This window comes from Kribbella sp. NPDC002412, from assembly GCF_053592935.1.
This window is the reverse complement of record NZ_JBSFBL010000001.1, coordinates 105,691-127,772: the sequence shown is the minus strand read 5'-3', so window position 1 is coordinate 127,772 and position 22,082 is coordinate 105,691. Positions and strand designations below refer to the sequence as shown.

Sequence of the window (22,082 nt, the reverse complement as noted above, 5' to 3'; positions counted from 1 at the left end):
CGGACGGTCGGTGACTGCGGCCATGGTGGTCAGGCCGATCGGTCTGCTCGCCCCGCGAACGGATCGGCCGCAGCCCCCTCGGGCGCCTGCTTCTCAAGGGTCACCTTGATCTCCTGCAGCGCGTCGCGTGCTTCCTCGCTGACCGTCGGATAGCGCGGATCGAGCTCGATCAGCGTGTTGGCGAGCACCGCGGCGGCGGCGATGCGCGCGTACCACTTGCGGTCGGCCGGAATCACGTACCAGGGCGCCCACTCGGTGCTGGTGCTGGACAGCATCCGCGAGAACGCACGCTGGTAGTCGTCCCAGTACTCGCGCTCCCGAATGTCGGCCGCGGAGAACTTCCAGTTGTGGTCGCGGAGGTCGATGCGCCGCAGGAAGCGGATCCGCTGCTCCTCCTGGGAGAGGTTCAGGAAGAGCTTCACGATCTTGGTGCCGTTGTCGCTGAGCGCCCGCTCCCACTCGTTGATCTCGTGGTAACGCCGTTTCCAGATGCCTTTGCGGGTGCCGCGCGGAAGCCGCTGACGGTCGAGGAGTTCGGGGTGCACGCGGACGACCAGCACCTCCTCGTAGTGCGAGCGGTTGAAGATCCCGATCTCGCCGCGGGCCGGCAACCGCAGTCCGTAGCGCCACAGGTAGTCGTGGTCGAGCTCCTCGCTGGAGGGGACCTTGAAGCTGTGCACCGACACACCCTGTGGGTTGACCCCGGTCATGACGTGGCGGATCGTGCCGTCCTTCCCGCCGGCGTCGAGCGCTTGCAGGACCACCAGCACACCGTGGGTGTGCTGGGCGTACAGCCGGGACTGGTACTCCGACAACAGCTCCGTCCCCTGGACCAGCAGTTTGCGGCCGCGCTTCTTCGACTGGATCGTGCCCTTGAAGTCCGGCTCGAAGTCCTTGGCCAGATTGACCTTCGACCCCGGTTCGACGCGGAACGGCGCGATGAAGTCGGCGATCCGTCGCTCACGAGATGTCATTCTCTGCTCCCTACCTCTGCAGGCGTCGGCGGTGTGTGCCGGGCCCGGGCCGGCGCGAGGGCGTGTTCGGGGCTGAGCGTCGCCGGCGTCCGCTGCCCACGCCGGGTGAGCAGCTTGTCCAGCTCGACGACGATCGGGAGCAGCGCGGCCAAGCCGAAGGAGGTGAGCCACTGGCGCGGACTGAGCGCGACCGTGAGCAGGCCGCCCTGGAGCGTCGGGAGCTCGGTCGCCAGGAACAGCAGTACGACGGGGATCAGGCCGATGCCCAGCGCCTTCACGATCGGCGGCGTCAAGCCGCTGGCCGGGGCGCGCCGGTTGACCACCGCGTTGAACGTCGTCCCCAGACCCATCACGACGAACGTCATCGTCATCGACACGGTGCCCTGCGCCGTACTCGGCTCGTCCGGCCCCGCCACCAGCGGCGCGGCCGCTGCCAGGAAGAGCACGAAGGCGTAGCCGACCCACCTGATCACAGCGCTCCGATTGGTGATCGGCACACCGGGATCGCGCGGCGGGCGGTGCATGACATCGGGATCGCCGGGGTCGACAGCGATGACCACGACACCGACGGCCGTGGCGAAGAACAGCAGGAAGAGCACCATGGACGGCGTCATCGCCACCCCGTCGTTGATGTCGAACACGGTGGCGGCGAGGAAGAGCAGGACCAGCGCCAGCAGCTGGGTCATCTGGTACCGGACGTACGAGACGACTTTGTCGTAGACGCGCCGGCCGATCTCCACGGCGTGGACGAGGGTGCCGAAGTTGTCGTCGGTGAGCACCATCCGCGCGGCCTGCTTGGTCACCTCGCTGCCGCTTCCCATCGCCACTCCGATGTCAGCCTGCTTGAGAGCTGCCGCGTCGTTGACCGCGTCGCCGGTCATCGCGACGATCATGCCCTGCTCCTGCATGGCCTGGGCGAGACGCAGCTTGTCCTCGGGGGTGACCCGCCCGAACACGTGCAGCTCGGGCAGCCGCTGCTTGAGTTGCTCGTCGGTGAGCGCCTGCAGTTCCGGGCCGCTGATCGCGCCGGGTCCGAGGCCCAGGTCCGCGCCGATCGCCTGCGCCGTGACCGCATGGTCGCCGGTGATCATGCGTACGTCGATGCCGGCGGTGAGCGCCGTACGGACCGCGCTCTTCGCCTCCGTGCGCAGCGGGTCGATGATGCCCGCCAGCCCGACGAAGGACAGCCCGGTGGTCAACGACATCGGGTCTCCGGTCATCGTGGTGAGCTCGTCGCCGGTCACCAGGCGGGCCGCGAACGCGAGGACGCGCAGGCCCTTCTGTCCCATCCGGGTGTTGGCCTCGTCGATGCCCTGCCGCGACTGCGCGATCGGGACCTGCGAGCCGCTGAGCGGTCCACCCGCGTGGCTGCAGCGTGCGACGACGACGTCCGGCGCGCCCTTGACCAGCTCGATGACGTGCTCGGCGCCGTCGACGGTCACCCGGTGGAACGTCGCCATGAACTTGTACTCGGAGTCGAACGGAACCTCCGCCAGCCGCGGGTAGTTTCGCCGTGTCTCCTCCGCGTCGATGCCGAGTTTCGCCGCGAGCACCACCAGCGCCGCCTCGGTCGGGTCGCCGATCACCGAACCGGCGTCGTCGACCACTGCGTCGCTGTCGAGGGCCAGTCCGAGGCCGAGGCGGGTGAAGTCGGGAACCGGGACGCCGGCCACCGAACGGATCGCGCCGCTCTTGCGGTATCCCTCCCCGTCGACGGTGAACCAGGTGCCGCTCGCGTACAAGGTCGACACCATCATCTGGTTCAGCGTCAGCGTCCCCGTCTTGTCGGTGTTGATCGCACTCGTCGCACCGAGGGTCTCGACGTCGGTGAGGTTCTTCACCACGGCTTTCGCGTCGGCCAGCTGCCGCGCGCCGAGCGAGAGCAGGCCGGAGACGAACGCGGGCATGCCGGTCGGCATGGCCGAGATGGCCATCGCGGTGCCGAGCAGCAGCAGGTCCTTGCCCGGCATCCCGCGGATCAGGCCGACCACCACGATGACCGCGACCGCTCCCCAGGCGATCATCCCGAGCACCTTCGTGAGCGAGTCGAGCTCCCGTTGCAGTGGCGACCGGGTGCGCTTCACCGAGGTGAGCATCGAGGCGATCCGCCCCATCTGCGTCTGCATCCCGGTCGCGGTGACCACGATCGCGCCGGTGCCCCGGGTCACGGAGGTGCTCTGGAACAGCATGTTGGTCTGGTCGCCCAGCCCGACGTCGGGGGAAGCCAGCGCGCTGGTGCCCTTGGCAATCGGTGCGCTTTCCCCCGTCAGCGCGGCCTCCTGCGCCTCCAGCGTCGCGGACCGGACGATCCGTCCGTCGGCGGGCACGATGTCGCCTGCCTCGACCTGCACGATGTCGCCCGGAACCACCTGGGTGGCAGCGATCATCGTGACCTCGCCGTCGCGGACGACCCGCGCTTGCGGCACCTGCAGGGTGGCGAGAGCGTCGACGCTCGCCCGGGCCGTCAGCTCCTGGCGGGTGCCGAGCCCGACGTTCAGCAGGATGAGCAACGCGACGATGATCCCGGTGGAGAGCTCGCCGATCACCAGGCTGACGACGACGACCGCGATCAGCATGATGTTCATCGGGTCGCGCAGTTGCTGGGCCGCGATGGCCCAGAAGGCGGGCGGCTTCTCCGCTGGGATCTCGTTCGGACCGTACGACGAGAGCCGGCCGGCCGCCTCGGCCGCGGACAGTCCCGAGCCGGTGTCGGAGCCGGCCGCCGCGACCACCACCTCGGCAGCGAGCATGTACGGCGCTTTCCCGGCGCCGGTCGCCGGTGACGTGGCCATGCCGGTCGTGTCGGTCTCACTCACGCGTATCTCCCCTCGCGCCGACGTCAGACCTGCTGGATGGCGTCGATCCGGTTCGAGCTGATGGCCTTGATGAAATCGGCGAAGTCCTGGTCGTTCTGGGCCGCGTAGCGCTCGGAGAAATCGATGATCGCCGTGTCGAAGGCGTCGTCCTCGCCGAGGTAGGCAGCGATGGCGACCGGATCGCCGGACCGGGCGTGGGCGCGCGCCAGGGTCCATCCGCACGTGCGTCCGTAGAAGGCCAGCGTCGCCGGCTCCATCAGCTCCACCAGCGCTGAGCCCTTCATGTCCCGCAGTTGGCGCCAGTAGTAGTAGCGGTCGGCCTCGACACCCTTGGACCAGCCCAGGAAGATGTCGCTGCTGGCCTGCATCAACCGCTGGCCCTGGACCACCCGCTCGCCCGCGTTCTTGAACACGCTCTTGCGCAACGGCCCTTCGAGCACCGACCTGGTGGCTTCCTTGACCTGGAGGAACAGCGGATCGCTGCGGTCACGGCCCTGCAGGAGGATGATGAACGCCCGGGTTCCGACGCTGCCGACGCCGACGACCTTACGTGCCAGGTCGATGAGCTCGTACCGCTCCAGCAGTTGCCTCAGGTCGAGCCGAAGACTGGAGCGGTACCCCCGGAACTGGTCGACGATGACTTCCTCGAGTGCCCCGGGCTCCAGGCCGTACGTCGCGTGGAGCTCGCGCATGGGGACGATCACCGGCGGGACGCTGGCGATCCGGTAGTGTCCGTCGACCTCTTCGCTGAGCTTGGACAGGGCCTGCTCGCTGTTGCGGGAGTGCGCCTTCAGCGCGTTCTTCGCGAAGCGTTTCTGGGCCTCTTTCACCTGCTTCGGCGTCATCTCGGTCGTGCTGTCCGCCGCCCCGGTGACCTTGTGCTTGCCCTTCTTGGATCCTTTGTCCTTGCCTTTGTCCTTGCCCTTGTCGCCGACGCCGGCCAGGAAGGACTCCACCGACTGCTTGATCTGCTCCTCGGAGGTGTGGGCGTACCACACGTCGAGAGTCTTCATGGCGGCGAACTCGGCCATCGCCTCCCGGTAGGAGGCGACACAGGCCCGCGTGATCGCACGAGTGTCCGGCGCCGAGCAGCCGTTGTTCTGCGCCGCCACCATGAAACTCGCCGCCAGCCGCTTGACGTCGTACTCGAACGGGCCCGGAAGCGTCTCGTCGAAGTCGTTGATGTCGAACACGAGCGTTCGCTCCGGGGAGGCGAAGACGCCGAAGTTCGACAGGTGGGCGTCCCCGCACAGCTGGACCTCGAGACCGGCCGTCGGTGTCTCGGCGAGGTCGACGGCCATGATCTTGGCGGCGCCCCGGTAGAACGTGAACGGCGAGACCATCATCCGGCCGTGCCGCACCGGCACCAGGTCCGCGTCCCGGCGAAGGTTCTGCTCCTCGATGAGGGCCACCGGGTCCGGCCGGTCCGCGGCCGGCTGCCATCCGGCGTGACTGTCCGGCTTCGTACGGGTGCGAGCCTCGAGACCGCGGGCCCGGCGCTCCTCCAGCGTCAAATGGTGAACTTTCGCCGACATGACCGGCCGCCTCTCTGTCGCAGGCGCGACTCGCCGGGCGAGCCGGGTACCCACCCGGCGATCCGCGTACGGCGCCGACGATTCAGCAGAACCCGGGCCGCCGCATCACCCCTGATGGACGATCACCGGCCGTCCGGTGGCGGCGGATTCATCCCGGGTGTGGGATGTCCTGGTGGAGCGGATGGGTGTGGGGTGGGTTCCATGAAGCGACGGGTTGCGGCCGTTGTGGCGCTGGTGGTGGGGGCGGCGACTGCTGTGCTCGCTGTCGTGGTCGCCGTCAGCGAGTTTCCGCGTGGCCTCGGTGTGCTGGCCTGCGTGGTGATCGCCGCCGTTGCGGCCTGGTACGGCGCGCTGCGCAGAGGAATCGCCCGCGCGGCGGGGCTGTACATCGGCGGTCTGGCTCTGGTCGGGGCGGTGATCCTGATTGTCGTGGGTGGGAAGTTCGGCGTCGACCTCATCGTCCTGGCTGGGCTCCTGGTGACTCTGGCCGCGACGCGAGCCAGCTTCACTACGCGGGTGGAGCTGCCGCGGGTACCCGCGCCACAGCATCCCGTGCTGTTCTTCAACCCGCGCTCCGGCGGCGGCAAGGCCGAACGCTTCGCGCTGGCCAAGGAGGCGCGGGCCCGTGGGATCGAGCCGATCGAGCTGAAGGCCGGGGACGATCTCGAAACCCTGGTCCGCGGCGCGGTCGCGCGGGGCGCCGACGGACTCGCGATGGCCGGCGGCGACGGCTCGCAGGCGATCGTCGCCGCGGTCGCCGCCGAGCTCTCGCTGCCCTACGCCTGTGTGCCGGCCGGCACCCGCAACCACTTCGCACTCGACCTCGGGGTCGACCGGGACGACGTCGTCGGCGCCCTGGACGCGTTCGTCGACGGCGGCGAGCGGCTGGTGGACCTTGCCGAGGTCAACGGCCGGGTGTTCGTCAACAACGTCTCGCTCGGCCTGTACGCCGAAGCCGTCCAGCGCAGCGGGTACCGCGAGGCCAAGCTCCGGACCCTGCTCGACACCGTGCCGGACGCGCTCGGTACCGGGGGCAGCGAGCTCGACATGCGCTGGACCGGTCCAGGGGGCGATGGGCACCGCGGCGGTGCGGCCGTCCTGGTCTCCAACAACCGCTACCGACTCGGCCGCGCGGTCGGTTCCGGCACGCGACCGCGCATCGACGACGGCCTGCTCGGCATCACCGTCCTCGGTTCGCCCACCGACGGCGGTGAGCGCCACGTTCAGCGTCCTTGGCGCGAGTGGTCCGCCCCCACCTTCGAGGTCGAAGCCGATCGGCCGCTACCCGCGGGGGTCGACGGGGAGGCCCTCGTTCTCGACGCGCCGCTGCGGTTCCGGATCCGGCCCGGGGTCCTCCGGGTGCGGATCGCGCACCAGCACCCCGGAGCGTCGCCGTCGGCGACGGCGCCCGAAGGCCTGCGCGCCGGCCTGTCCGAACTGGTGCGCGTCGCCCTCGGCCGGGACCGGAGACCGGCGAGTTGAACTACTGGAGGCCAGCAATGGATCTGATCGAGGTCGAGACGAAGGAGTCGATGAGCCGGGAGGCCGCCGCGGCGCGGCTGCGTGCCCTCGCCGACATGCTTGCCAAGGACAACAACGTCGAGTTCGAGCGGGGCGGCCTGCGGATCACGGTGCACGTTCCTGACGAGGTGCGCCTGAAGGTCGAGTTCGAGCTCGGGGACGACGGCAGCGAGCTCGAGGTCGAGCTCACGTGGTGACGGAACCCAGGTCGGGCCCACCGGCTGACCGAAGCCCTGACGGGACCGGCTCGCTGCGCCTCCTCGAGGACTTCGACCACGCGCTGTTCCGGTCGGTGGCGCGGATGTCCACGCCGGTACTGGACGAGCCGCTGCGGCGGGTGTCCGGCTTCGCCGACTTCTCCAAACCGTGGTTTCTCGTGGCCGGCGCCCTCGCGCTGTTCGGCGGCTCCCGGGGGCGGCGCGCTGCGCTGGCGGGACTCTCCGCGATCGGGGCAGCGTCACTGGTGGTGAACCAGCCGATGAAGAAGGCGGCGAGGGAACGTCTCCGGCCCGATCGGCGCATCCACGGCGTGCCGGTCCAGCGCTGGGTGCGGATGCCGGCCTCCGGATCGTTTCCGTCCGGACACTCCGCGTCCGCGGCGGCCTTCGCCGTCGCGGTCGGAGGCGTGCTGCCCGCGCTCCGGCCGCCCCTTCGGGTGGCTGCCTCGGTCGTCGCGTTCTCCCGGGTCTACACGGGAGTGCATTACCCGAGCGACGTTCTGGTCGGGGCGACCGTCGGAGTGCTGTCAGGGCGACTGGCCGCGCGGCTGGCGCTCCGCCGCCGGCCCTCAGCCCAGCCGGCGATGCGCGGGGCGTCGTGAGCGCGGGCCGGGGCTCACGTCGTCGTCGGCTTGCTCGAGGCGAACGTACCGACTGCCGAGCGGTCCGGCCGAAACGCCGTGCAGCACCACACTCAGCAGCACGGTGAGAGACACCGCGGCGACGGCGCGTTCCACCATCTCGGTCTCACCCAGCTCCTCGATCGCGAGCAGGGCGAACACCACCGAAGCGAGTCCCCGAGGACCGAACCATCCGACGAAGCCGACCGTGCGCAGGTCCAGTCCCTTGCCGATCAGGGCCAGGGCGACCGGTGCCATCCGAACCACAGTCAGGCTCAGTACGGCGTACGCGATCAGCGGCACGCCGAGGTTGTGGACTGCGATCGGCACCAGCGCGGCCCCGAACAGGAACCAGACCACGAACGCCAGCAGCTCTCCGAGGAGTTCGGGCAGTTCGACGGCGTCGTCCGCGTCGAGCACCTCTTCGTCCAGGCCGCCCCGGAACGCCAGGCCGGCCACGAAGGCCGCGATGAACCCGTTGCCGCTGAAAGCGACCGCGAGGGCGAAGCTGCTGAGCGCTGCCGCAAGCGTGCCGAGTCTCCGGGCGCCAGTGCTGACCCACTGCCGCTGGGAACCGATCGTCAGGAGCCTGGCGCTGCCCAGGCCGACCGCCAGACCGATGACGACGCCGACTGCCAGGTCCAGCAGTGCGCCGCCCCCGTCGGTGGAGATCCCGTCCTGGTGCGCGGTTCCGAGCTGTCCGGCGGCGACGGCGATCGTGAAGGTGACGATCGGGGTCACGATGCCGTCGTTGAGCCCACTCTCCACGTTCAGGGCGCGACGCAGGCGCATCGGGATTCGCTGGTCGTTGATGACCTGTGCGCTCAGAGCGGCATCGGTGGGGGCCAGCGTGGCGCCCACGAAACCCGCCAGCGCCCAGGTGAAATCGTCGAACAGCCAAGCCGCCAGGAGCGATCCGAGGACCACCGAGAGCGGTAGCCCGATGCCCAGCAGGCGCCCAGGGAGGTACATGTCCCGCCTCAGCCGGGAGATGTTGACCCGGGCCGCGTCGGCGAACAACAACAGAGCCAGCGTCAACTCCGCGGTCAGGTGGACCGACGGGGCGCCTACCTGCAGCGTGAGCGGTCCCCAGTCCTGGTTGCCCAGCACGTAGCCGGCGACGGTGAAGACCAGCGGACCGGTGATGTTCGCCGTGGCCAGGAGATCCGAGGTCACGGCCCACGCCAGGACGAGGAGCGCGAGTACCGCGAACGCGGCTTCGGTCATTGCCGCGCAGTCGTACGCCGCCTTGACCAGCGGGTGCGAGGGCTGAGCGCGCGGACGTAGAACTCGCCCAGCTGGTAGGGCTGGTCAGGTGCGGTGGGCAGCGACCCGGCCGAGCCGAAGGTGATGTCCTTGATCGTGAGCCGGGAACCTCGACTCAACGCATCGTGGTAGCCGACGAGTCGCCCGTCCACCCGCAGGAAGGTCTTGCCGCTCGTGTGCCAGTCGAACCGCAGTTCCGCGAAGCGGGAGATGGAGTTCGGCAACTGGCCGATGTCGTGCCAGACCCGGTGCAGCCGGACCCGGACCAGGGCCTGGAAGGCCGTCAGCGGTTCGAGCCGCAGGTCGAACGAGTCCCCGAGGCGAAGGATCGGCAGTGACGAGGTGACGGCCGGATCGGATTGCCTGATCCGCAACCGGCAACTGAGCCCGACGACATCCTCGAGTGGGGTGTCGAGGACATAGCTCAGACTGCGGCCGGGTGCGATCAGCACGGCTCCGTCGGACGGGTCCAGAGTGGGCGAGCCGGGCGAGAGGCTGCCGGGCAGGCCTTGCAACGACCGGACGTCGTGGTCCGGGAACTCGTTCAGCAGCAACACCGATCGCCACATGGTGATCTCCTCATCCGGCTTGCTCCGCGGCGACTTCGCCAGGCTGGACTTCTTCTTCTGCGGGCTCCGCGACCGGGGCGTGCTCCGGCAGCTGGTCGCCGGAGATGAGGCCGCTGAGCCAGCGCGTGGACGGGTCGGCGTCCAGGAGGAGGGCTTTGACCAGGAGCGACAGCGGGATGGCCAGCACCGCGCCCACCGGGCCGAGGATCCAGGCCCAGACGATCAGGGAGAGGAACGTCAGCGTCGTGGACAGGCCGACCGCGTCGCCGACGATCTTCGGCTGGATGATCGACTGGATGATGAAGTTGATGACGCTGTAGGCCACGATCACCCACAGCAGCGTCGACCAGCCCTGGTCGAGCAGTCCCAGGATCGCCGGCGGCACCACTCCGATGAAGAACCCGACGTTCGGGATGTAGTTGGTGATGAAGGCGAGCAGTCCCCACAGCCAGGGCAGCGGGATGTCCAGCAGGTAGAGGACTCCGACGTCGAACACGGCGACGATCAGTCCGAAGACGGTGGAGACGATCAGGTAGCGCGTCGTGTTGCGGGCGAAGCCGGTCAGCGCGCCGGCGATGTCCGGCCGGATCCGCGCCGCCTCACCCAGGCGGTTCGCGAACGGGGCTGCGTCGATGCACATGAAGAACAGGACGACGACGATGAGCCCCAGGCTCGACACGACCCCGAGGAGTCCGCTCAGCCAGCCTTGCAGGACGTCGAAGAACTGACCGAGGTCGATCGCCTGCAGCGCGGCCTGGAGTTGCTCGGTGCCGACGCCACGGTCGGCCAGCCAGCCGCGCAGGTCGTCGACCAGCTCGGCGAACTTGTCCTCGTAGGTCGGCAGCAGAGTCGCCAGCTTGGCAACCGAGTAGGCCAACGCGGCTGCCATTCCGAGCAGGAAGACGTACACGGTCACGAGCGCGATCAGTCCGGCGATCCACCCCTTGACTCCGCGCCGGACGAGTAGCCGGCGCAGCGGGCTCACCGCGATCGTCAGCACGAGCGCGAGGAAGACCGGCCCGGCGATGTCCGCGAACCCGCGCAGCCCGGCGGCCGTCAGGACCGCGCCCGCGGTCCCGAGCAGGACGACCACCCCGCGCGGAAGGGCCCAGGCGGCCGCCGCCGAATCTGCTGCCGGAACCTGGCCGTCGGGAGACTCCGTGGAGCCTGCGGACATCGTCGCAACCCCCTCTCGCCGACTCACCCGGGCTTCGAAGATCACTCAGATCGTTCTGGGCAGCATCACCCACCCCGGATGATCCTCGACCGCCGCTGCCGGTGCGGCTGGTCATCCGGTCAGGGTGAGGCGGCGCCGGACGTCGCTGCGAGACGCTGCCCCCGTGACGACGTGGAGCGTCCTGGGAAGGAGGCCGGATGGGTGACGGGTCGCCGGCCGGCACTGCCAGAGCGAGTCAGGATCGGCAGCCGTCCGACTACGCCGGGGCGATCTACGGGTCCCTGCTCGCGGCGTCGGTGGTGGCCGGAACCGGTCCCGGGCAACAGCCTCCACACCCTGAGGAGCTGGTTACTCTCCTGCTCGCGACCGGCGTGGTGTTCTGGCTGGCCCATGTCTATGCGCACCTGGTCGGAGAAGGATCGACCCGGGCACTCGTGTCCGCGCGGGAGTTCCGCGTCGCTGCCAGGCGCGAGTGGCCGATCGTGCAAGCCGCCGTACCCCCCGCGGCGGCGGCCGCCATCGGCGCGCTGGTCGGGTTGTCGGACGCCGGCGCTGCCTGGCTGGCGCTCGCGGTGGCAGTCGGATCTCAGCTGGCTTGGGCGCTGTACGTCGCCGCCAGAGCAGGCGCCACCGTGGGCCGCCTGGTCGCCGCGGGGGTGGTCAATCTGGTGCTTGGCCTGCTGATCGTCCTGCTGAAGGCCGCCTTGACGCACTGAGAGGTGTCACGATGATCGACCACACCACCGGGAGGTGGTTCCTCCGCCCGGACGAGCGCGGCAACCCCAGCACGGACATCGACCGGATGGGGGACGTGGACGGGTCCTGGGTCGAGGGCAACCTGGTGCGGCCGCTGATCCACGGTGCGACCTACTTCCGCCGGCTGTACGAGGAGCTGTGCGCATTGCAGCCCGGCGGCCGGGTGTACTTCACCGACTGGCGTGGCGACGCGGACGAGAAACTGCTTCCCGACGGCCCGGCCATCGGGACCGTGCTGGCCGACCTGGCCCGATCGGGGATCGAGGTCAGAGGGCTGCTGTGGCGGTCGCACTCGGACCACCTGCAGTTCAGCGCCCGGGAGAACCAGCGGCTGGGGACGAAGCTCAACGAGGCCGGCGCCGAGGTCCTGCTCGACCAACGGGTCCGGTGGATGGCCTCGCACCACCAGAAGCTGTTCGTCATCCGGCACCAGGACCGGCCCGAACGAGACGTCGCCTTCGTCGGCGGGATCGACCTGTCCCACCAGCGCCGCGACGACGGCGAACACCTGGGGGACCCGCAACAGGCGCCGATGGACCGCAGGTACGGCGACCGCACGCCATGGCACGACGCGGCGCTGGAAATCCGCGGACCGGTCGTCGGCGACCTGCTCCGCACCTTCTGCGAGCGCTGGGACGACGGCCATCCGCTGGACCGGCGAACGCCGCACCGGATGATCGTGCAGCGGCTCGCCCGGATGCCACGCCATCCGCAGCCGTTGTCGGAGGCGTTCCCCGATCCACCGCCGGCCGGGCCGCACGCCGTCCAGGTGCTGCGAACGTACGGCCGCAAGCACCCTGGCTACCCGTTCGCGCCCGAGGGCGAGCGCAGCATCGCCCGCGCGTACGGCAAGGCGTTCGGCAACGCCCGGAACTTCATCTACGTGGAGGACCAGTACCTGTGGTCCGAGCTGATCGCGCGTGGGATCCACGATGCCCTGGAACGGTCGCCCGGACTCCGGGTGATCGTCGTCGTGCCGCGGTACCCGGCTTCCGACGGAGCGCTGAGCGGTCCGCCGGCTCGCTTCGGTCAGCTGCGTGCCCTGCGGATGCTGCGGCGGACCGCGCCCGAACGGATCGGGGTCTACAACCTGGAGAACGACGCGGGGGCGCCGATCTACGTGCACGCGAAGATCTGCATCGTCGACGACGTCTGGTTCACCTGCGGTTCGGACAACTTCAACCGCCGATCCTGGACCTGCGACAGCGAGCTTACCTGCGCCGTCCTGGACGCGACGGTCGAGGACCGCGAGGTCGTTGCCGACGGCGCCCGCCGGCTGGCGCGTGAGCTGCGGCTGGAGGTGTGGTCGGAGCACCTCGGCCGGACCCGCCGCGACCTGGCGAAGCTCGATCCGCCGGCCGGCTTCGACCTGTGGCGGCGAACCGCGGCGGACCTGGAAGCCTGGTACGCCGGGGGCCGCAGGGGTGCGCGGCCGCGCGGACACATCCGCCCGCACGAGCCGCAGCCGGTGACCCGGTTCCAGGCGTTCTGGGCGGAACCGCTGTACAGAGTGGTCTACGACCCCGACGGCCGCCCCCGCCGGATGCGCCGGCGGGGGGAGTTCTGACGTGGGCGCCGAGGCAGTGTTCTGGTGCGTCGTGCTCGCGCGCTTCGCGCTGCCCCTGCTGATCCCGTCGTTCCCGCTGCCGGCGATCCTGGCCTGCCTCCTGCTCGACGGGGTCGACCAGACGATCTTCCAGACCTTCGGGTACGACCCGCCGTTCTACCAGAGCTACGACAAGGCGATGGACGTCTTCTACCTGTCCATCGCGTACCTGGCGAGCCTGCGGAACTGGACCAACCCGGCGGCGGTTCGGGTCAGCCGCTTCCTGTTCTTCTACCGCCAGGTCGGGGTGGTGGCCTTCGAGCTCACCGGCGCGCGGTTCCTGCTGCTGCTGTTCCCGAACACCTTCGAGTACTACTTCATCGCGTACGAAGCGGTGCGCACCCGGCGGAACCCGCTGCGTTACCCGCTGAGGTTCTGGGTGCTGGTGGCCGGCGCGATCTGGATCTTCGTCAAACTGCCGCAGGAGTACTGGATCCACATCGCCCAGCTGGACCTGACCGACACGATCCGGGACGTTCCCTGGTTCCTGCCGGCGCTCGTGGTCGCCGGGCTCGCGCTGCTCGCGGTCGGGTACTTCGTCGTCCGGCCCCGGCTGAGCCCGGCCGACTGGTCCTGGCGGTTCCGGGCCGATCCGCTGCCCGAGGGAATCGACGAGGCCCGCGAGCGGGCCGCGTACCAGGCCGCGCACCGGAAGGTCTTCGACTCGACGACCGTGGAGAAGATCTTCCTGATCGGCCTGATCAGCGTGATCTTCGGCGAGGTGCTGCCCGGCGTCGAGACGACCAACCTCAGGCTGTTCTCCGGGATCGCGGTCTTCGTGGTGGTCAACGCCGCGATCGGCCTGTGGGCGGCGCGGCGAGGCTACTCCTGGAACTCCGCCGCGGTCTCGTTCGGGGTCGTCCTCGCGACGAACGTCGTACTGGTGGTGCTGGCCGACGTCCTGCTGTCCCGCGGACCCGGCCGGCTGCAGCTGGCGGACACGCTCTTCTTCGTCTTCCTGTTCAGCATCCTCACCACCCTGTACGACCGCTACCGCCCGATCGCGGACTACCGTGCCGCCGCCGGTGGCCTAGGTCTCCGGGCGCGAGGGCAGTAGTCCCAGCTCCCAGGCGCGCCGTACGGCCTCGTTGCGGCGCGATGCGCCGAGCTTGCGCAGGATGCTTCGGACATGGCTCCGGACCGTGTTGACGGAGACGTACATGGTGCCGGCGATCTCTTCGGTGGTCAGGAGCTGGGCGAGGTACTCGAGGACTTCCTGCTCCTTGCTGGTCAGCGAGGTGGTGATGACCAGCTCGGTCCGCGGCACCCCCCAGCGATCGGCGGCGCGGCCACGGCCTCGATGGGACGGCCCGCGGAGCCACGCGTGATGTCTCATCAGCTCACCGGTCGGCTGGAGCATCCGTCGCAGCAAGGGCGGCGCCTCCGCGAACGGGCGCCGGAGCTGCTCGGGAGCGGCCAGTCGGAGGGCACGTTCCAGACACAGCCCGCCGCGGCCGGTGTTGCCGGCTCTGATCGACTCGGCGGCTTCGACCAGCCAGCCGTCCACCTGAGTTTCGAGCGGGGCGTCGCGATCGGTGGGCACGCGTGACTGAGCGGGTGGGCGCTCGCCGGATTCGGCCGCTGCGCGTTGCAGCACGAGGAGGGATCCGGCTTGGTCCCGGCCGTCCGACTGCTCGATCACCCTGATGGCCTCCTGCGGCAGATGCTGGGTCACCAGCAGCTTCGCCTGGTCGACGATCAGGGCCTGGCTGAGCCAGCCACCGTGCGAACCGTAGCTGTCGCACGCGGCCCGCAGCTCCGCGGCGGCCAGATCGAGGTCGCCGTTCGCCCGCAGCAACCTGGCCCGAACGAGCGCGAGTGCAGCGGCGACAACCTGCGTGTCGTGGGTGGGAGCGGCAGCCTCGGCGGCACGCTGCACCAGGTCCTCGGCGGCGGGCAGATCGCCCTGGTCGGCGCGCACCCAGGCCTCGGCCACGATCGTGGCCTGGGGCAGGTCCGGCTGCGTCTCCGACTCCGCGAGCGCCGTCGCCTGCGCGACGACCTCCCCGGCCCGGCGCAGGCGACCCCGGATCGCCTCGACCAGCGCCGCCATACCGAGGAACTCGGCCAGGGCATCGTGGGCGCCGCTGTCTTCCGCGATGGCGATGCCTGCGGTGAAGGCTTCCAGAGCTGCCGGGAAGTCGCCGCTCCGGAGCAGCGCCCGGCCCTTGCAGCCGGCGACCAGCAGCCGTGCCTCCGGATGGGCGACGGCTGAATCCGGCGCCGGCGCCCGGAGCTTGGTCTCGGCGGCCAGGACGACACTCAGCCCCGCCTCGGTGTCTTCTCTCAGGCTGGCACAGACCGCCTCCAGCACGCTGACGGCCAGCTCGACCGACTGGCTTCGAGCGGACACCTCGTGGTCCAGCCAGGTCCTGGCCTTGGCCAGCTCCGTCGCACAGCGGTCGACTTCGAACGCGCCGAGTGCCAGTGTGGCCCGCACGACCGCCGCCTCGGGCCCGTCGAGGTCGTCGGGAAACCCGGCGAACAGGGCAGCCAGCTGCCGGCTGCCGTGCCCGACGAGGAGGGCGGCACAGTCCAGATCCGCAACCAGGTACCGGGCCGCGTGGGGCCAGTCGCCGGCCGTGACGGCGTGATGGATCGCTTCCAACGGCTGACCGTTCCTGGCGAACCAGGCGGCGGCGTCGCGGTGCAGCGCAGCGGCGACGGCGGGCATCTCGTACAGCAGCTGGGCGCGCAGGAACTCGCGGAACAGCGGCTGGTAGTGGTAGCAGTCCGCGGTCCCCGGCACCGGCTGGATGAACGAGTTGCCGTGGGAGAGGAACTGGAGCGACCGGAGGTCACAGGGACGCCCGGTCAGGGCTTCGGCCAGCCCGGGCCGGACCACGTCGACGAGGCTGGTCCGGAGCAGGAACCTCCGCAGCTCCGGTGGCTGCGCGTCGAGCACCTCGGTCATCAGGTACGCCGCCACGTTTCCGGTGTCGCCGCGGAACTCCCGGATCACCCGCTCCCGATCGGACTTCCCGGCGAGGTTCATCGCCGCGAACATCAGGCCGACCGGCCAGCCGTCGGTCCGGGCGTGGATCTCGGCGACCTGCGCGTCGGTCAGCTCGAGCTTGAACGTGCGCATCAGCGCCGTGGTCTCGTCCACCGTGAAGGCCAGTTCGCCGGCATGGATCTCGGCAATGGTGTCCGCCAGCCGGTAGCGGTGCAAGGGCAGCGGCGGGTCGGACCGCGTCACCAGGACCACCCGGACTCGTCCGGCGTCGCCGCGGATGAGGCGGTGCAGGCTCTGCCCGAGCTCCGGACTGATCGTCAGGTCGCCGCAGTCCACCACGAGCACCAGCACCCGCCGGCCGCTGCGATGCGGACCCTCGCGGACGCGATCCAGAACGTCCGCCGGTTCGCTGCCGGCCTGCAGCGCAACCCGCCTGACCATGGCCGGTCCCCGGTAGAGAGCGGCCCACGACTCCACCAGCGTCGTCTTGCCGAAGCCCGCAGGCGCGCTGATCAGCGTGAGCGGCCGCTGAACCCCGAGGTCGAGGCGGTCGACGAGCCGTGGCCGCGGCACTGTTCCGCGCAGGACTACCGAGGTCGCGGTCGTGGACCTCCGGCGACCCTCGAACGGTGTATCCGGTGAAGTGAGTTGTCTGGTTTCCACCCCTGCGTGCTGATCGCTCGGCATGTCCCCTCCTGGCGTGCGACGGCATCACTGAGCGCTGGGGAGGGCGTGCGTGGCGGGTCGCACTCTTCGACGGAATCACGGAAGGGCCTTTAAAACCAGCGTTTTCTGTCCGATTGCCGAACAATTCGAGACGACGAGGTACCTGATTGTGGTGCGGACCGAACGCGGTCCCGGCACGGTTCACCCCACAGGGGTGAAGCCGCGGCATCGGACGTTTGCGAGCGTCGAACGCACAGGGTGGGATCGGAGTGGTTTCGATGGTCGATGCGACGTACGAGATCCGCGTGGCCGGCGCAGTACCCGAGCAGGACCTCCGGGACATGCGTGCGGTGACGCTCGCGGTCGACCAGGTGAGCACCGTCGTCTACCGGATCCCGGACCAGGCTGCGCTCTACGGTCTGCTGGCAAGACTCCGGGCCCTGGGCATCGAGGTCGTCGAGGTCCGCCGGATCCTGGACCCGGACTCGACCTCGACCGAGTGGGTCGACATCGATCCGGGGAGGGGAGACGATGACAGCGACACGTGAGCCCTGCCGCCCGTCGTACCAGGTCGTCGTTCAGGGCGAGCTGAGGCCGGCCGTGCTGGCGTTCTGCGCCGGACCGCGGGCTGATCACAAGACGGCCGGAGCCTTTCGGGTCCGAGTCCATGACGACCAGGGCATCGCGGACCTCGCGGCGATGCTGCAGGCCGCGGGCTTGACGATCCTGAGTATCCGGCAGGTGACGCCGACCGACGCCGCGGACCCGGCGCCGCTGTCGGGCTGAGTTCATCCCGCGTGGGTGATGACGGCGCCACCTGGTCGCGGCAGTGTGGCGAGCAACAGGACGCCGGGGTCGCCAGACCCTTGTGGAGGGGTGGAGAGTCATGCCAGCAGCAGACGTTCACGGACCCATCGACTACGTGCTCCTCGAGTTCACCGGCAACCGGCTGACCGGTCGAGCGGCCGAGGAGCTCGTGAACCTCGTCGAGCGCGGCATCATCCACGTGTACGACGTGATGGTGGTCGGCAAGGACGCCGCCGGTTCCGCCTACATGGTCGATCTGGCCGAGTCGTCAGGTCCGGCCGGTGGGTTCACGGACCTCAGTGGCGCCCGGTCGGGGATTCTGGCCGATGAGGACCTCGCCGAGGTGGCCGGCGCGATGGAGCCGGGCACCCTGGCCGCGATGATCGTCTACGAGAACACGTGGGCGAGGCCGTTCGTCGCGGCGGCGCTGGAGTCGGGTGGCCACCTGATCGCCGGCGGACGGATTCCGGCCGAGGACGTGATGGCGGCGCTCGACGCCCTGGAAGCCCTGGACGCCCTGGAAACGACGAGTTGAGGAGCCTGACATGCCAGGACTGTTGCGAGGACTAGCGAGGACCGCTGCCGTCGCAGGCACCGCGTCCGCGGTCCATGGCCGGGTACAGCGGCGTCAGGACGCCAAGTTCGCTCAGCGCGACGCGCAGACGGCTGCCGCCCGGAACCAGGCTTACGCCGAGCAGATGGCGCCGCCGCCTGCCGCGGCGCCGGCGCCTGCCGCGGCGCCGCCGCCGGCCACTGCTGACCGCCTGGAGCAGCTCAAGAGCCTGGGCGAGCTCAAGCAGTCCGGTGTTCTCACCGAGGCGGAGTTCGAGGCGCAGAAGGCCAAGATCCTCGCCGGCTGAATCATGGCCGAGGATGCGAGTGGTGTTCCGGCCGGGACGAAGGCGAACCCGCGGCTTGCGGTCCTGCTCGCGATGGCGATGTTCGTGCTCGTCGTCGACACCTCGTTGATGAACGTCTCGATCGCCTCGGTGGTCCGGGATCTCGACACGACGGTGAGCGGCGTCCAGTCCGCGATCGCGCTCGAGGCACTGGTCTCCGCCGCGTTCATCCTGATCGGCAGCAAGGTCGGAGACCTGATCGGCCGCAAGCGCGCGTACCTGCTGGGACTGTGCGGCTACGCGGTCGGCGCCTTGGCGATGGCACTTGCGCAGAGCCTCTGGGCGATCATCGTCTTCTGGGCCTTGATCGGTGGCCTCGGGGCGTCGCTGCTGCTGCCCGCCATGCAGTCGCTGATCCACGGCAACTTCGAAGGAGCGGCGCAGACCAAGGCTTACGCGCTGGTCGGCGCCGCCGCCGCGCTGGCGGCCGCGATCGGACCGCTGCTCGGAGGCTTCATCACCACCTACTTGTCCTGGCGGGTGGCGTTCCTGCTCGAGGCCGCGGTGATCGCGGTCGTGCTGATCGGCCGGGGGCTCATCCACGACGCGCCGTACACCGGACCCAGGCGGGTGGACGTGGTCGGCGCCTGCCTGTCGGTCGTGGGGATGGGCGGCATCGTGCTGGGCATCCTGGTGTGGCAGGAAGGGGGCGAGTTCGTCGGCCTGATCCTGGCCATCGGCGTGGCCGGGCTCGCCGCGCTCGCCTACTGGCTGCTGCGACGCAAGCGCCGGGACGAGCCGACGCTCCTCGATCCGGGTCTCTTCAGCTCCGCCGTCTTCAAGCTGGGGGTCACCCAGCAGATGCTCCAGCAGATCGCGCTGGGCGGCACGATGATCGCGCTGCCGATCTATCTGCAGATGGTTCTCGAGTACAACGCGATGGAGGCCGGCCTGTCCCTGGCGCCGCTCTCGCTCAGCATGTTCGGGATGGCGATCCTCGCCGAGAAGCGGGCGGGACGGCGGCTGCCGGGCACCATCGTCAGGTGGGGATTCGCGCTCCTGACCACGGGCCTGGTGCTGCTGCTCCCGATCGTGCCCCGGGCCGACTCCGGCTGGGCCCTGGTCGGGCCGCTGCTGCTCGCGGGGATCGGTCTGGGCCTGCTCGTGTCCCAGCTCAACAACTACACGCTGTCGCCGATCTCGCAAGAACGGGTCAGCGAGGCGGCCGGCGTCAACTCCGCGGCGGGTTCGTTCGGACTGTCGTTCGGACTGGCGTTCGCCGGCGCCATCCTGCTGGCAACGCTGTCCTTCACGTTCACCAGCCTGGCGCAGTCGAGCACAGTCCTTCCGGCGGCGCAGCAGGAGCAGGTCGCAACCGCGCTGGAACAGGACGCGGAAGTCATGACCAACACCGAGCTCGAGAAGCTGCTCGCCACGCAGCCGGCGGAGATCCGCGAGGAGATCGTCGACATCAACACGACCGCGCGCCCGATCGCCCTGCAGGTGGCGCTGTGCATCCCGATTCTGGCCGGAATCGCCGGGCTGGTGAACTCGTTCCGGATGGTGCGCCTGCAGAAAGCGCCCGTCACTCCCGGCGACTGAGATTGTGCTGGACGGCGCCGAGAAGCGTGCGAGCGACCAGGCCGACCATGATCAGGTCGCCGAACATCTGGATCGTGGACACCGCCCGGGCCGGCCCGGACACGGGCACGATGTCGCCGAAGCCGACGGTCGCGAAGACGGTCACGGTGTAGTACGCCGAATCGAGCCGGCTCATCGGCTCGGAGAAGCTCGCCGGCTCGGCGGTGGCCATCAGGACGTAGGTCGTCGCGAACACCGCGAGGAAGAGCGGCACCGACGTCGCCAGCGCGCCGATCGCCCGGATCCGGGGGTAGGGCGACCGGGCGATGTCGAGGATCTGCCAGGCCAGCACGAGCCCCACGGCGACCAGCCCGACGACCAACGCGGCCACCGGCAGGCCGCTGTCGAGGCGCATGGGCAGGAGGAAGTACCCGGCGATGATGACCAGGCTCACCAGCAAGGAACGCAGCAGCGACCGCGTGGCGAGTCGCCGGCGGGTGCGCGGGGCGAGCTGCCGGTAGTCGATCTCGGCGCCTTTCACACGTCAAGTCAAGCCCGGACACCGCGCTGGTGGTTCATCCGGCGGGGGTGATGCTGGCTGGATCGGGTCAGGTGTTCGGTGGAGTTCTCACCGAGATCACGTGACTCGACCATGACCGGAGGGGGACGGGCAGCATGAGTGCATCGACGCCGATGGCGACGACATCGACCGCAGCGCGCATGACGAGGTCAGCCCGTGCCGGCAGCGGATCGGCGCCTGCTGTCCGTCGGCTCACCCCGTCCGACCGGGCCCGGTTGGGGCTCGCGGCGCGGGCATCGCTGCCGCCGCGCGAGCAGGCTGAACTCGTCCTGCCGTCGGATCGCCCGGACCCGGTCTCGCTGCTCGAGGACCAGGCCCGGTCCCGCCTTCCCGAGCTCGTGCCGGTGCGGTACGGCAGGATGATGGTGTCGCCGTTCGCCTTCTTCCGTGGCAACGCCCTCGGTATGGCGACCGATCTCGCCGTGGCGCCCGTGTCCGGCCTCGGAGTGCAACTGTGCGGTGACGCCCACCTGTCGAACTTCGGAGTGTTCGGATCTCCCGAGCGGCGCCTGCTCTTCGACGTCAACGACTTCGACGAGACCATCGCGGGTCCGTGGGAGTGGGACGTCAAACGCCTCGCCGCGAGCCTGGTCGTCGCCGGCCGGTCCAACGGGTTCTCGCGGAAGGAGCGCCGCAAGTGCGTCCTGGAGACGGTACGCCGCTATCGCGACGCAAGCGCCGAGTTCGGGACCATGCGGGCTCTCGACGTCTGGTACGCCCGCGCCGACATCGACGAGGTCCAGGAGATGCTGCGCGCCAAGATGAGCTCGAGCCGGCGCCGGAACGTCGACCAGGCCTTGCTGAAGGCACGCGGCAGCGGCAGCCTCAAGGCGTTCGCCAAGCTCACCGAGATGACCGACGACGGGGTTCGGATCAAGGCCGACCCGCCGCTGGTCGTGCCGGTCGCCGATCTCCTGCCCGACGTCGACCGGGAAGAGCTCCAGACCGGGATCAAGAACCTCCTGAACCTGTACCGCCGATCGCTGCCGGTCGAGCGGCGGGTGCTGTTCGACCAGTTCGAGTTCGTCGACATGGCCCGCAAGGTGGTCGGGGTGGGCAGCGTCGGCACCCGGTGCTGGATCGTCCTGCTGCGCGGCAGGGACGACGGTGACCCGCTCTTCCTGCAGGTCAAGGAGGCAGGGCCCTCGGTGCTGAAGGGGAAGGTCCCGACCGCGCTCCGGCAGCGGTCCGCCCCGCGCAACGACGGGGAGCGGGTCGTGGTGGGGCAACGCCTGATGCAGGCGGCCAGTGACATCTTCCTCGGCTGGCAGCGGGTCGACGGCATCGACGGACAGACCCGCGACTTCTACGTCCGGCAGTTGCGAGACATGAAGGGGTCGGCTGTGGTCGAGAAGATGGACCCGGGCGGCATGATGATGTACGGCCAGCTGTGCGGCTGGACGCTGGCGAGGGCCCACGCGCGTTCAGGTGACCGGATCGCGCTGGCGACGTACCTCAACAGCGACGACGCGTTCCCCGAAGCGATGGCCGAGTACGCCGAGGCGTACGCCGACCAGAACGAGCGCGACTACCAGGCGTTCCTGGACGCTGTCGGCAGCGGCCGGCTGGAGGCTTGGAGCGGGCTGTAGCCGGCA

At 69.8% G+C, this 22,082-nt stretch carries 20 protein-coding genes; 12 read left to right on the top strand and 8 right to left on the bottom strand.

Features of this window, described 5'->3' with window-relative positions:
• Nucleotides 1-29: 29 nt before the first annotated feature.
• From ACWCOV_RS00690 to ACWCOV_RS00680, 3 genes are read right to left on the bottom strand one after another with little or no spacing between them, the layout of a single operon-like run.
• Entirely contained in the window at nt 30-974 is a 945-nt protein-coding gene (locus ACWCOV_RS00690; protein WP_449827091.1) for a polyphosphate kinase 2 family protein, read from the bottom strand.
• The gene (locus ACWCOV_RS00685; protein WP_449827090.1) at nt 971-3,790 is read right to left on the bottom strand and encodes a cation-translocating P-type ATPase; all 2,820 of its coding nucleotides are present in this window, start codon (nt 3,788-3,790) and stop codon (nt 971-973) included. The genes ACWCOV_RS00690 and ACWCOV_RS00685 overlap by 4 nt, the downstream gene beginning before the upstream one ends.
• Before the next feature lie 23 nt (nt 3,791-3,813).
• Nucleotides 3,814-5,325, bottom strand: a complete 1,512-nt coding sequence (locus ACWCOV_RS00680) for a DUF2252 domain-containing protein (RefSeq protein WP_449827089.1) — start codon at nt 5,323-5,325, stop codon at nt 3,814-3,816.
• A gap of 201 nt (nt 5,326-5,526) precedes the next feature.
• On the opposite strand from ACWCOV_RS00680, the gene ACWCOV_RS00675 reads away from it, so the two are divergent.
• From ACWCOV_RS00675 to ACWCOV_RS00665, 3 genes are read left to right on the top strand one after another with little or no spacing between them, the layout of a single operon-like run.
• The gene (locus tag ACWCOV_RS00675; protein ID WP_449827088.1) at nt 5,527-6,807 is read left to right on the top strand and encodes a diacylglycerol/lipid kinase family protein; all 1,281 of its coding nucleotides are present in this window, start codon (nt 5,527-5,529) and stop codon (nt 6,805-6,807) included.
• A gap of 17 nt (nt 6,808-6,824) precedes the next feature.
• On the top strand, nt 6,825-7,043 hold the full coding sequence (locus tag ACWCOV_RS00670; protein WP_449827087.1) for an amphi-Trp domain-containing protein: 219 nt from the start codon (nt 6,825-6,827) through the stop codon (nt 7,041-7,043).
• Nucleotides 7,040-7,666: a phosphatase PAP2 family protein gene (locus ACWCOV_RS00665; RefSeq protein ID WP_449827086.1), complete on the top strand. Its 627-nt coding sequence runs from the start codon at nt 7,040-7,042 to the stop codon at nt 7,664-7,666. Before ACWCOV_RS00670 ends, ACWCOV_RS00665 begins: the two co-directional genes overlap by 4 nt.
• Here the strand turns inward: ACWCOV_RS00665 and ACWCOV_RS00660 are convergent.
• The 3 genes from ACWCOV_RS00660 to ACWCOV_RS00650 are packed head-to-tail and all read right to left on the bottom strand — an operon-like array spanning nt 7,634 to nt 10,696.
• Nucleotides 7,634-8,911 (bottom strand): cation:proton antiporter domain-containing protein, encoded by a 1,278-nt coding sequence (locus tag ACWCOV_RS00660; protein ID WP_449827085.1) that lies wholly within the window; start codon nt 8,909-8,911, stop codon nt 7,634-7,636. The genes ACWCOV_RS00665 and ACWCOV_RS00660 overlap by 33 nt on opposite strands.
• Nucleotides 8,908-9,519 (bottom strand): hypothetical protein, encoded by a 612-nt coding sequence (locus tag ACWCOV_RS00655; protein WP_449827084.1) that lies wholly within the window; start codon nt 9,517-9,519, stop codon nt 8,908-8,910. The genes ACWCOV_RS00660 and ACWCOV_RS00655 overlap by 4 nt, the downstream gene beginning before the upstream one ends.
• A gap of 10 nt (nt 9,520-9,529) precedes the next feature.
• Nucleotides 9,530-10,696: an AI-2E family transporter gene (locus tag ACWCOV_RS00650; RefSeq protein ID WP_449827083.1), complete on the bottom strand. Its 1,167-nt coding sequence runs from the start codon at nt 10,694-10,696 to the stop codon at nt 9,530-9,532.
• A gap of 197 nt (nt 10,697-10,893) precedes the next feature.
• On the opposite strand from ACWCOV_RS00650, the gene ACWCOV_RS00645 reads away from it, so the two are divergent.
• The 3 genes from ACWCOV_RS00645 to ACWCOV_RS00635 are packed head-to-tail and all read left to right on the top strand — an operon-like array spanning nt 10,894 to nt 14,115.
• On the top strand, nt 10,894-11,412 hold the full coding sequence (locus ACWCOV_RS00645; RefSeq protein WP_449827082.1) for a hypothetical protein: 519 nt from the start codon (nt 10,894-10,896) through the stop codon (nt 11,410-11,412).
• A gap of 11 nt (nt 11,413-11,423) precedes the next feature.
• The gene (locus tag ACWCOV_RS00640) at nt 11,424-13,019 is read left to right on the top strand and encodes a phospholipase D family protein (RefSeq protein WP_449827081.1); all 1,596 of its coding nucleotides are present in this window, start codon (nt 11,424-11,426) and stop codon (nt 13,017-13,019) included.
• A gap of 1 nt (nt 13,020) precedes the next feature.
• The gene (locus ACWCOV_RS00635) at nt 13,021-14,115 is read left to right on the top strand and encodes a hypothetical protein (protein WP_449827080.1); all 1,095 of its coding nucleotides are present in this window, start codon (nt 13,021-13,023) and stop codon (nt 14,113-14,115) included.
• On the opposite strand, the gene ACWCOV_RS00630 is transcribed toward ACWCOV_RS00635, so the two are convergent.
• Nucleotides 14,089-16,587 (bottom strand): LuxR C-terminal-related transcriptional regulator, encoded by a 2,499-nt coding sequence (locus tag ACWCOV_RS00630; RefSeq protein ID WP_449827079.1) that lies wholly within the window; start codon nt 16,585-16,587, stop codon nt 14,089-14,091. The genes ACWCOV_RS00635 and ACWCOV_RS00630 overlap by 27 nt on opposite strands.
• A gap of 371 nt (nt 16,588-16,958) precedes the next feature.
• Between ACWCOV_RS00630 and ACWCOV_RS00625 the strand changes: the two genes are divergently transcribed.
• The 5 genes from ACWCOV_RS00625 to ACWCOV_RS00605 all read left to right on the top strand — a co-directional run bounded on the left by ACWCOV_RS00625 (nt 16,959) and on the right by ACWCOV_RS00605 (nt 19,928).
• Entirely contained in the window at nt 16,959-17,228 is a 270-nt protein-coding gene (locus ACWCOV_RS00625) for a hypothetical protein (RefSeq protein WP_449827078.1), read from the top strand.
• The gene (locus ACWCOV_RS00620; RefSeq protein WP_449827077.1) at nt 17,212-17,466 is read left to right on the top strand and encodes a hypothetical protein; all 255 of its coding nucleotides are present in this window, start codon (nt 17,212-17,214) and stop codon (nt 17,464-17,466) included. The genes ACWCOV_RS00625 and ACWCOV_RS00620 overlap by 17 nt, the downstream gene beginning before the upstream one ends.
• A 100-nt stretch (nt 17,467-17,566) precedes the next feature.
• The gene (locus ACWCOV_RS00615; protein ID WP_449827076.1) at nt 17,567-18,022 is read left to right on the top strand and encodes a DUF6325 family protein; all 456 of its coding nucleotides are present in this window, start codon (nt 17,567-17,569) and stop codon (nt 18,020-18,022) included.
• A 10-nt stretch (nt 18,023-18,032) separates the two neighbouring features.
• On the top strand, nt 18,033-18,347 hold the full coding sequence (locus ACWCOV_RS00610; RefSeq protein ID WP_449827075.1) for an SHOCT domain-containing protein: 315 nt from the start codon (nt 18,033-18,035) through the stop codon (nt 18,345-18,347).
• 3 nt (nt 18,348-18,350) lie between these two features.
• Complete coding sequence (locus ACWCOV_RS00605) at nt 18,351-19,928, top strand: MFS transporter (RefSeq protein WP_449827074.1); 1,578 nt, start codon at nt 18,351-18,353, stop codon at nt 19,926-19,928.
• Here the strand turns inward: ACWCOV_RS00605 and ACWCOV_RS00600 are convergent.
• Nucleotides 19,912-20,448, bottom strand: coding sequence for a potassium channel family protein (locus ACWCOV_RS00600; RefSeq protein ID WP_449827073.1), 537 nt, complete (start codon nt 20,446-20,448; stop codon nt 19,912-19,914). The two genes, ACWCOV_RS00605 and ACWCOV_RS00600, sit on opposite strands and share 17 nt — an antisense overlap.
• Nucleotides 20,449-20,627: 179 nt before the next feature.
• Here ACWCOV_RS00600 and ACWCOV_RS00595 point away from each other — a divergent pair, with 179 nt between their 5' ends.
• On the top strand, nt 20,628-22,076 hold the full coding sequence (locus tag ACWCOV_RS00595) for a DUF2252 domain-containing protein (RefSeq protein WP_449827072.1): 1,449 nt from the start codon (nt 20,628-20,630) through the stop codon (nt 22,074-22,076).
• Nucleotides 22,077-22,082: the final 6 nt, after the last annotated feature.

Excerpts from the sequence above, each read along its gene's own strand:
- ACWCOV_RS00660 (WP_449827085.1), bottom strand. The coding sequence starts at position 8,911 with ATGACCGAAGCCGCGTTCGCGGTACTCGCGCTCCTCGTCCTGGCGTGG.
- ACWCOV_RS00655 (WP_449827084.1), bottom strand. The coding sequence starts at position 9,519 with ATGTGGCGATCGGTGTTGCTGCTGAACGAGTTCCCGGACCACGACGTC.
- ACWCOV_RS00645 (WP_449827082.1), top strand. The coding sequence starts at position 10,894 with ATGGGTGACGGGTCGCCGGCCGGCACTGCCAGAGCGAGTCAGGATCGG.
- ACWCOV_RS00670 (WP_449827087.1), top strand. The coding sequence starts at position 6,825 with ATGGATCTGATCGAGGTCGAGACGAAGGAGTCGATGAGCCGGGAGGCC.
- ACWCOV_RS00650 (WP_449827083.1), bottom strand. The coding sequence starts at position 10,696 with ATGTCCGCAGGCTCCACGGAGTCTCCCGACGGCCAGGTTCCGGCAGCA.
- ACWCOV_RS00620 (WP_449827077.1), top strand. The coding sequence starts at position 17,212 with ATGACAGCGACACGTGAGCCCTGCCGCCCGTCGTACCAGGTCGTCGTT.
- ACWCOV_RS00605 (WP_449827074.1), top strand. The coding sequence starts at position 18,351 with ATGGCCGAGGATGCGAGTGGTGTTCCGGCCGGGACGAAGGCGAACCCG.
- ACWCOV_RS00690 (WP_449827091.1), bottom strand. The coding sequence starts at position 974 with ATGACATCTCGTGAGCGACGGATCGCCGACTTCATCGCGCCGTTCCGC.
- ACWCOV_RS00625 (WP_449827078.1), top strand. The coding sequence starts at position 16,959 with ATGGTCGATGCGACGTACGAGATCCGCGTGGCCGGCGCAGTACCCGAG.
- ACWCOV_RS00595 (WP_449827072.1), top strand. The coding sequence starts at position 20,628 with ATGACGAGGTCAGCCCGTGCCGGCAGCGGATCGGCGCCTGCTGTCCGT.
- ACWCOV_RS00640 (WP_449827081.1), top strand. The coding sequence starts at position 11,424 with ATGATCGACCACACCACCGGGAGGTGGTTCCTCCGCCCGGACGAGCGC.
- ACWCOV_RS00610 (WP_449827075.1), top strand. The coding sequence starts at position 18,033 with ATGCCAGGACTGTTGCGAGGACTAGCGAGGACCGCTGCCGTCGCAGGC.
- ACWCOV_RS00675 (WP_449827088.1), top strand. The coding sequence starts at position 5,527 with ATGAAGCGACGGGTTGCGGCCGTTGTGGCGCTGGTGGTGGGGGCGGCG.
- ACWCOV_RS00615 (WP_449827076.1), top strand. The coding sequence starts at position 17,567 with ATGCCAGCAGCAGACGTTCACGGACCCATCGACTACGTGCTCCTCGAG.
- ACWCOV_RS00680 (WP_449827089.1), bottom strand. The coding sequence starts at position 5,325 with ATGTCGGCGAAAGTTCACCATTTGACGCTGGAGGAGCGCCGGGCCCGC.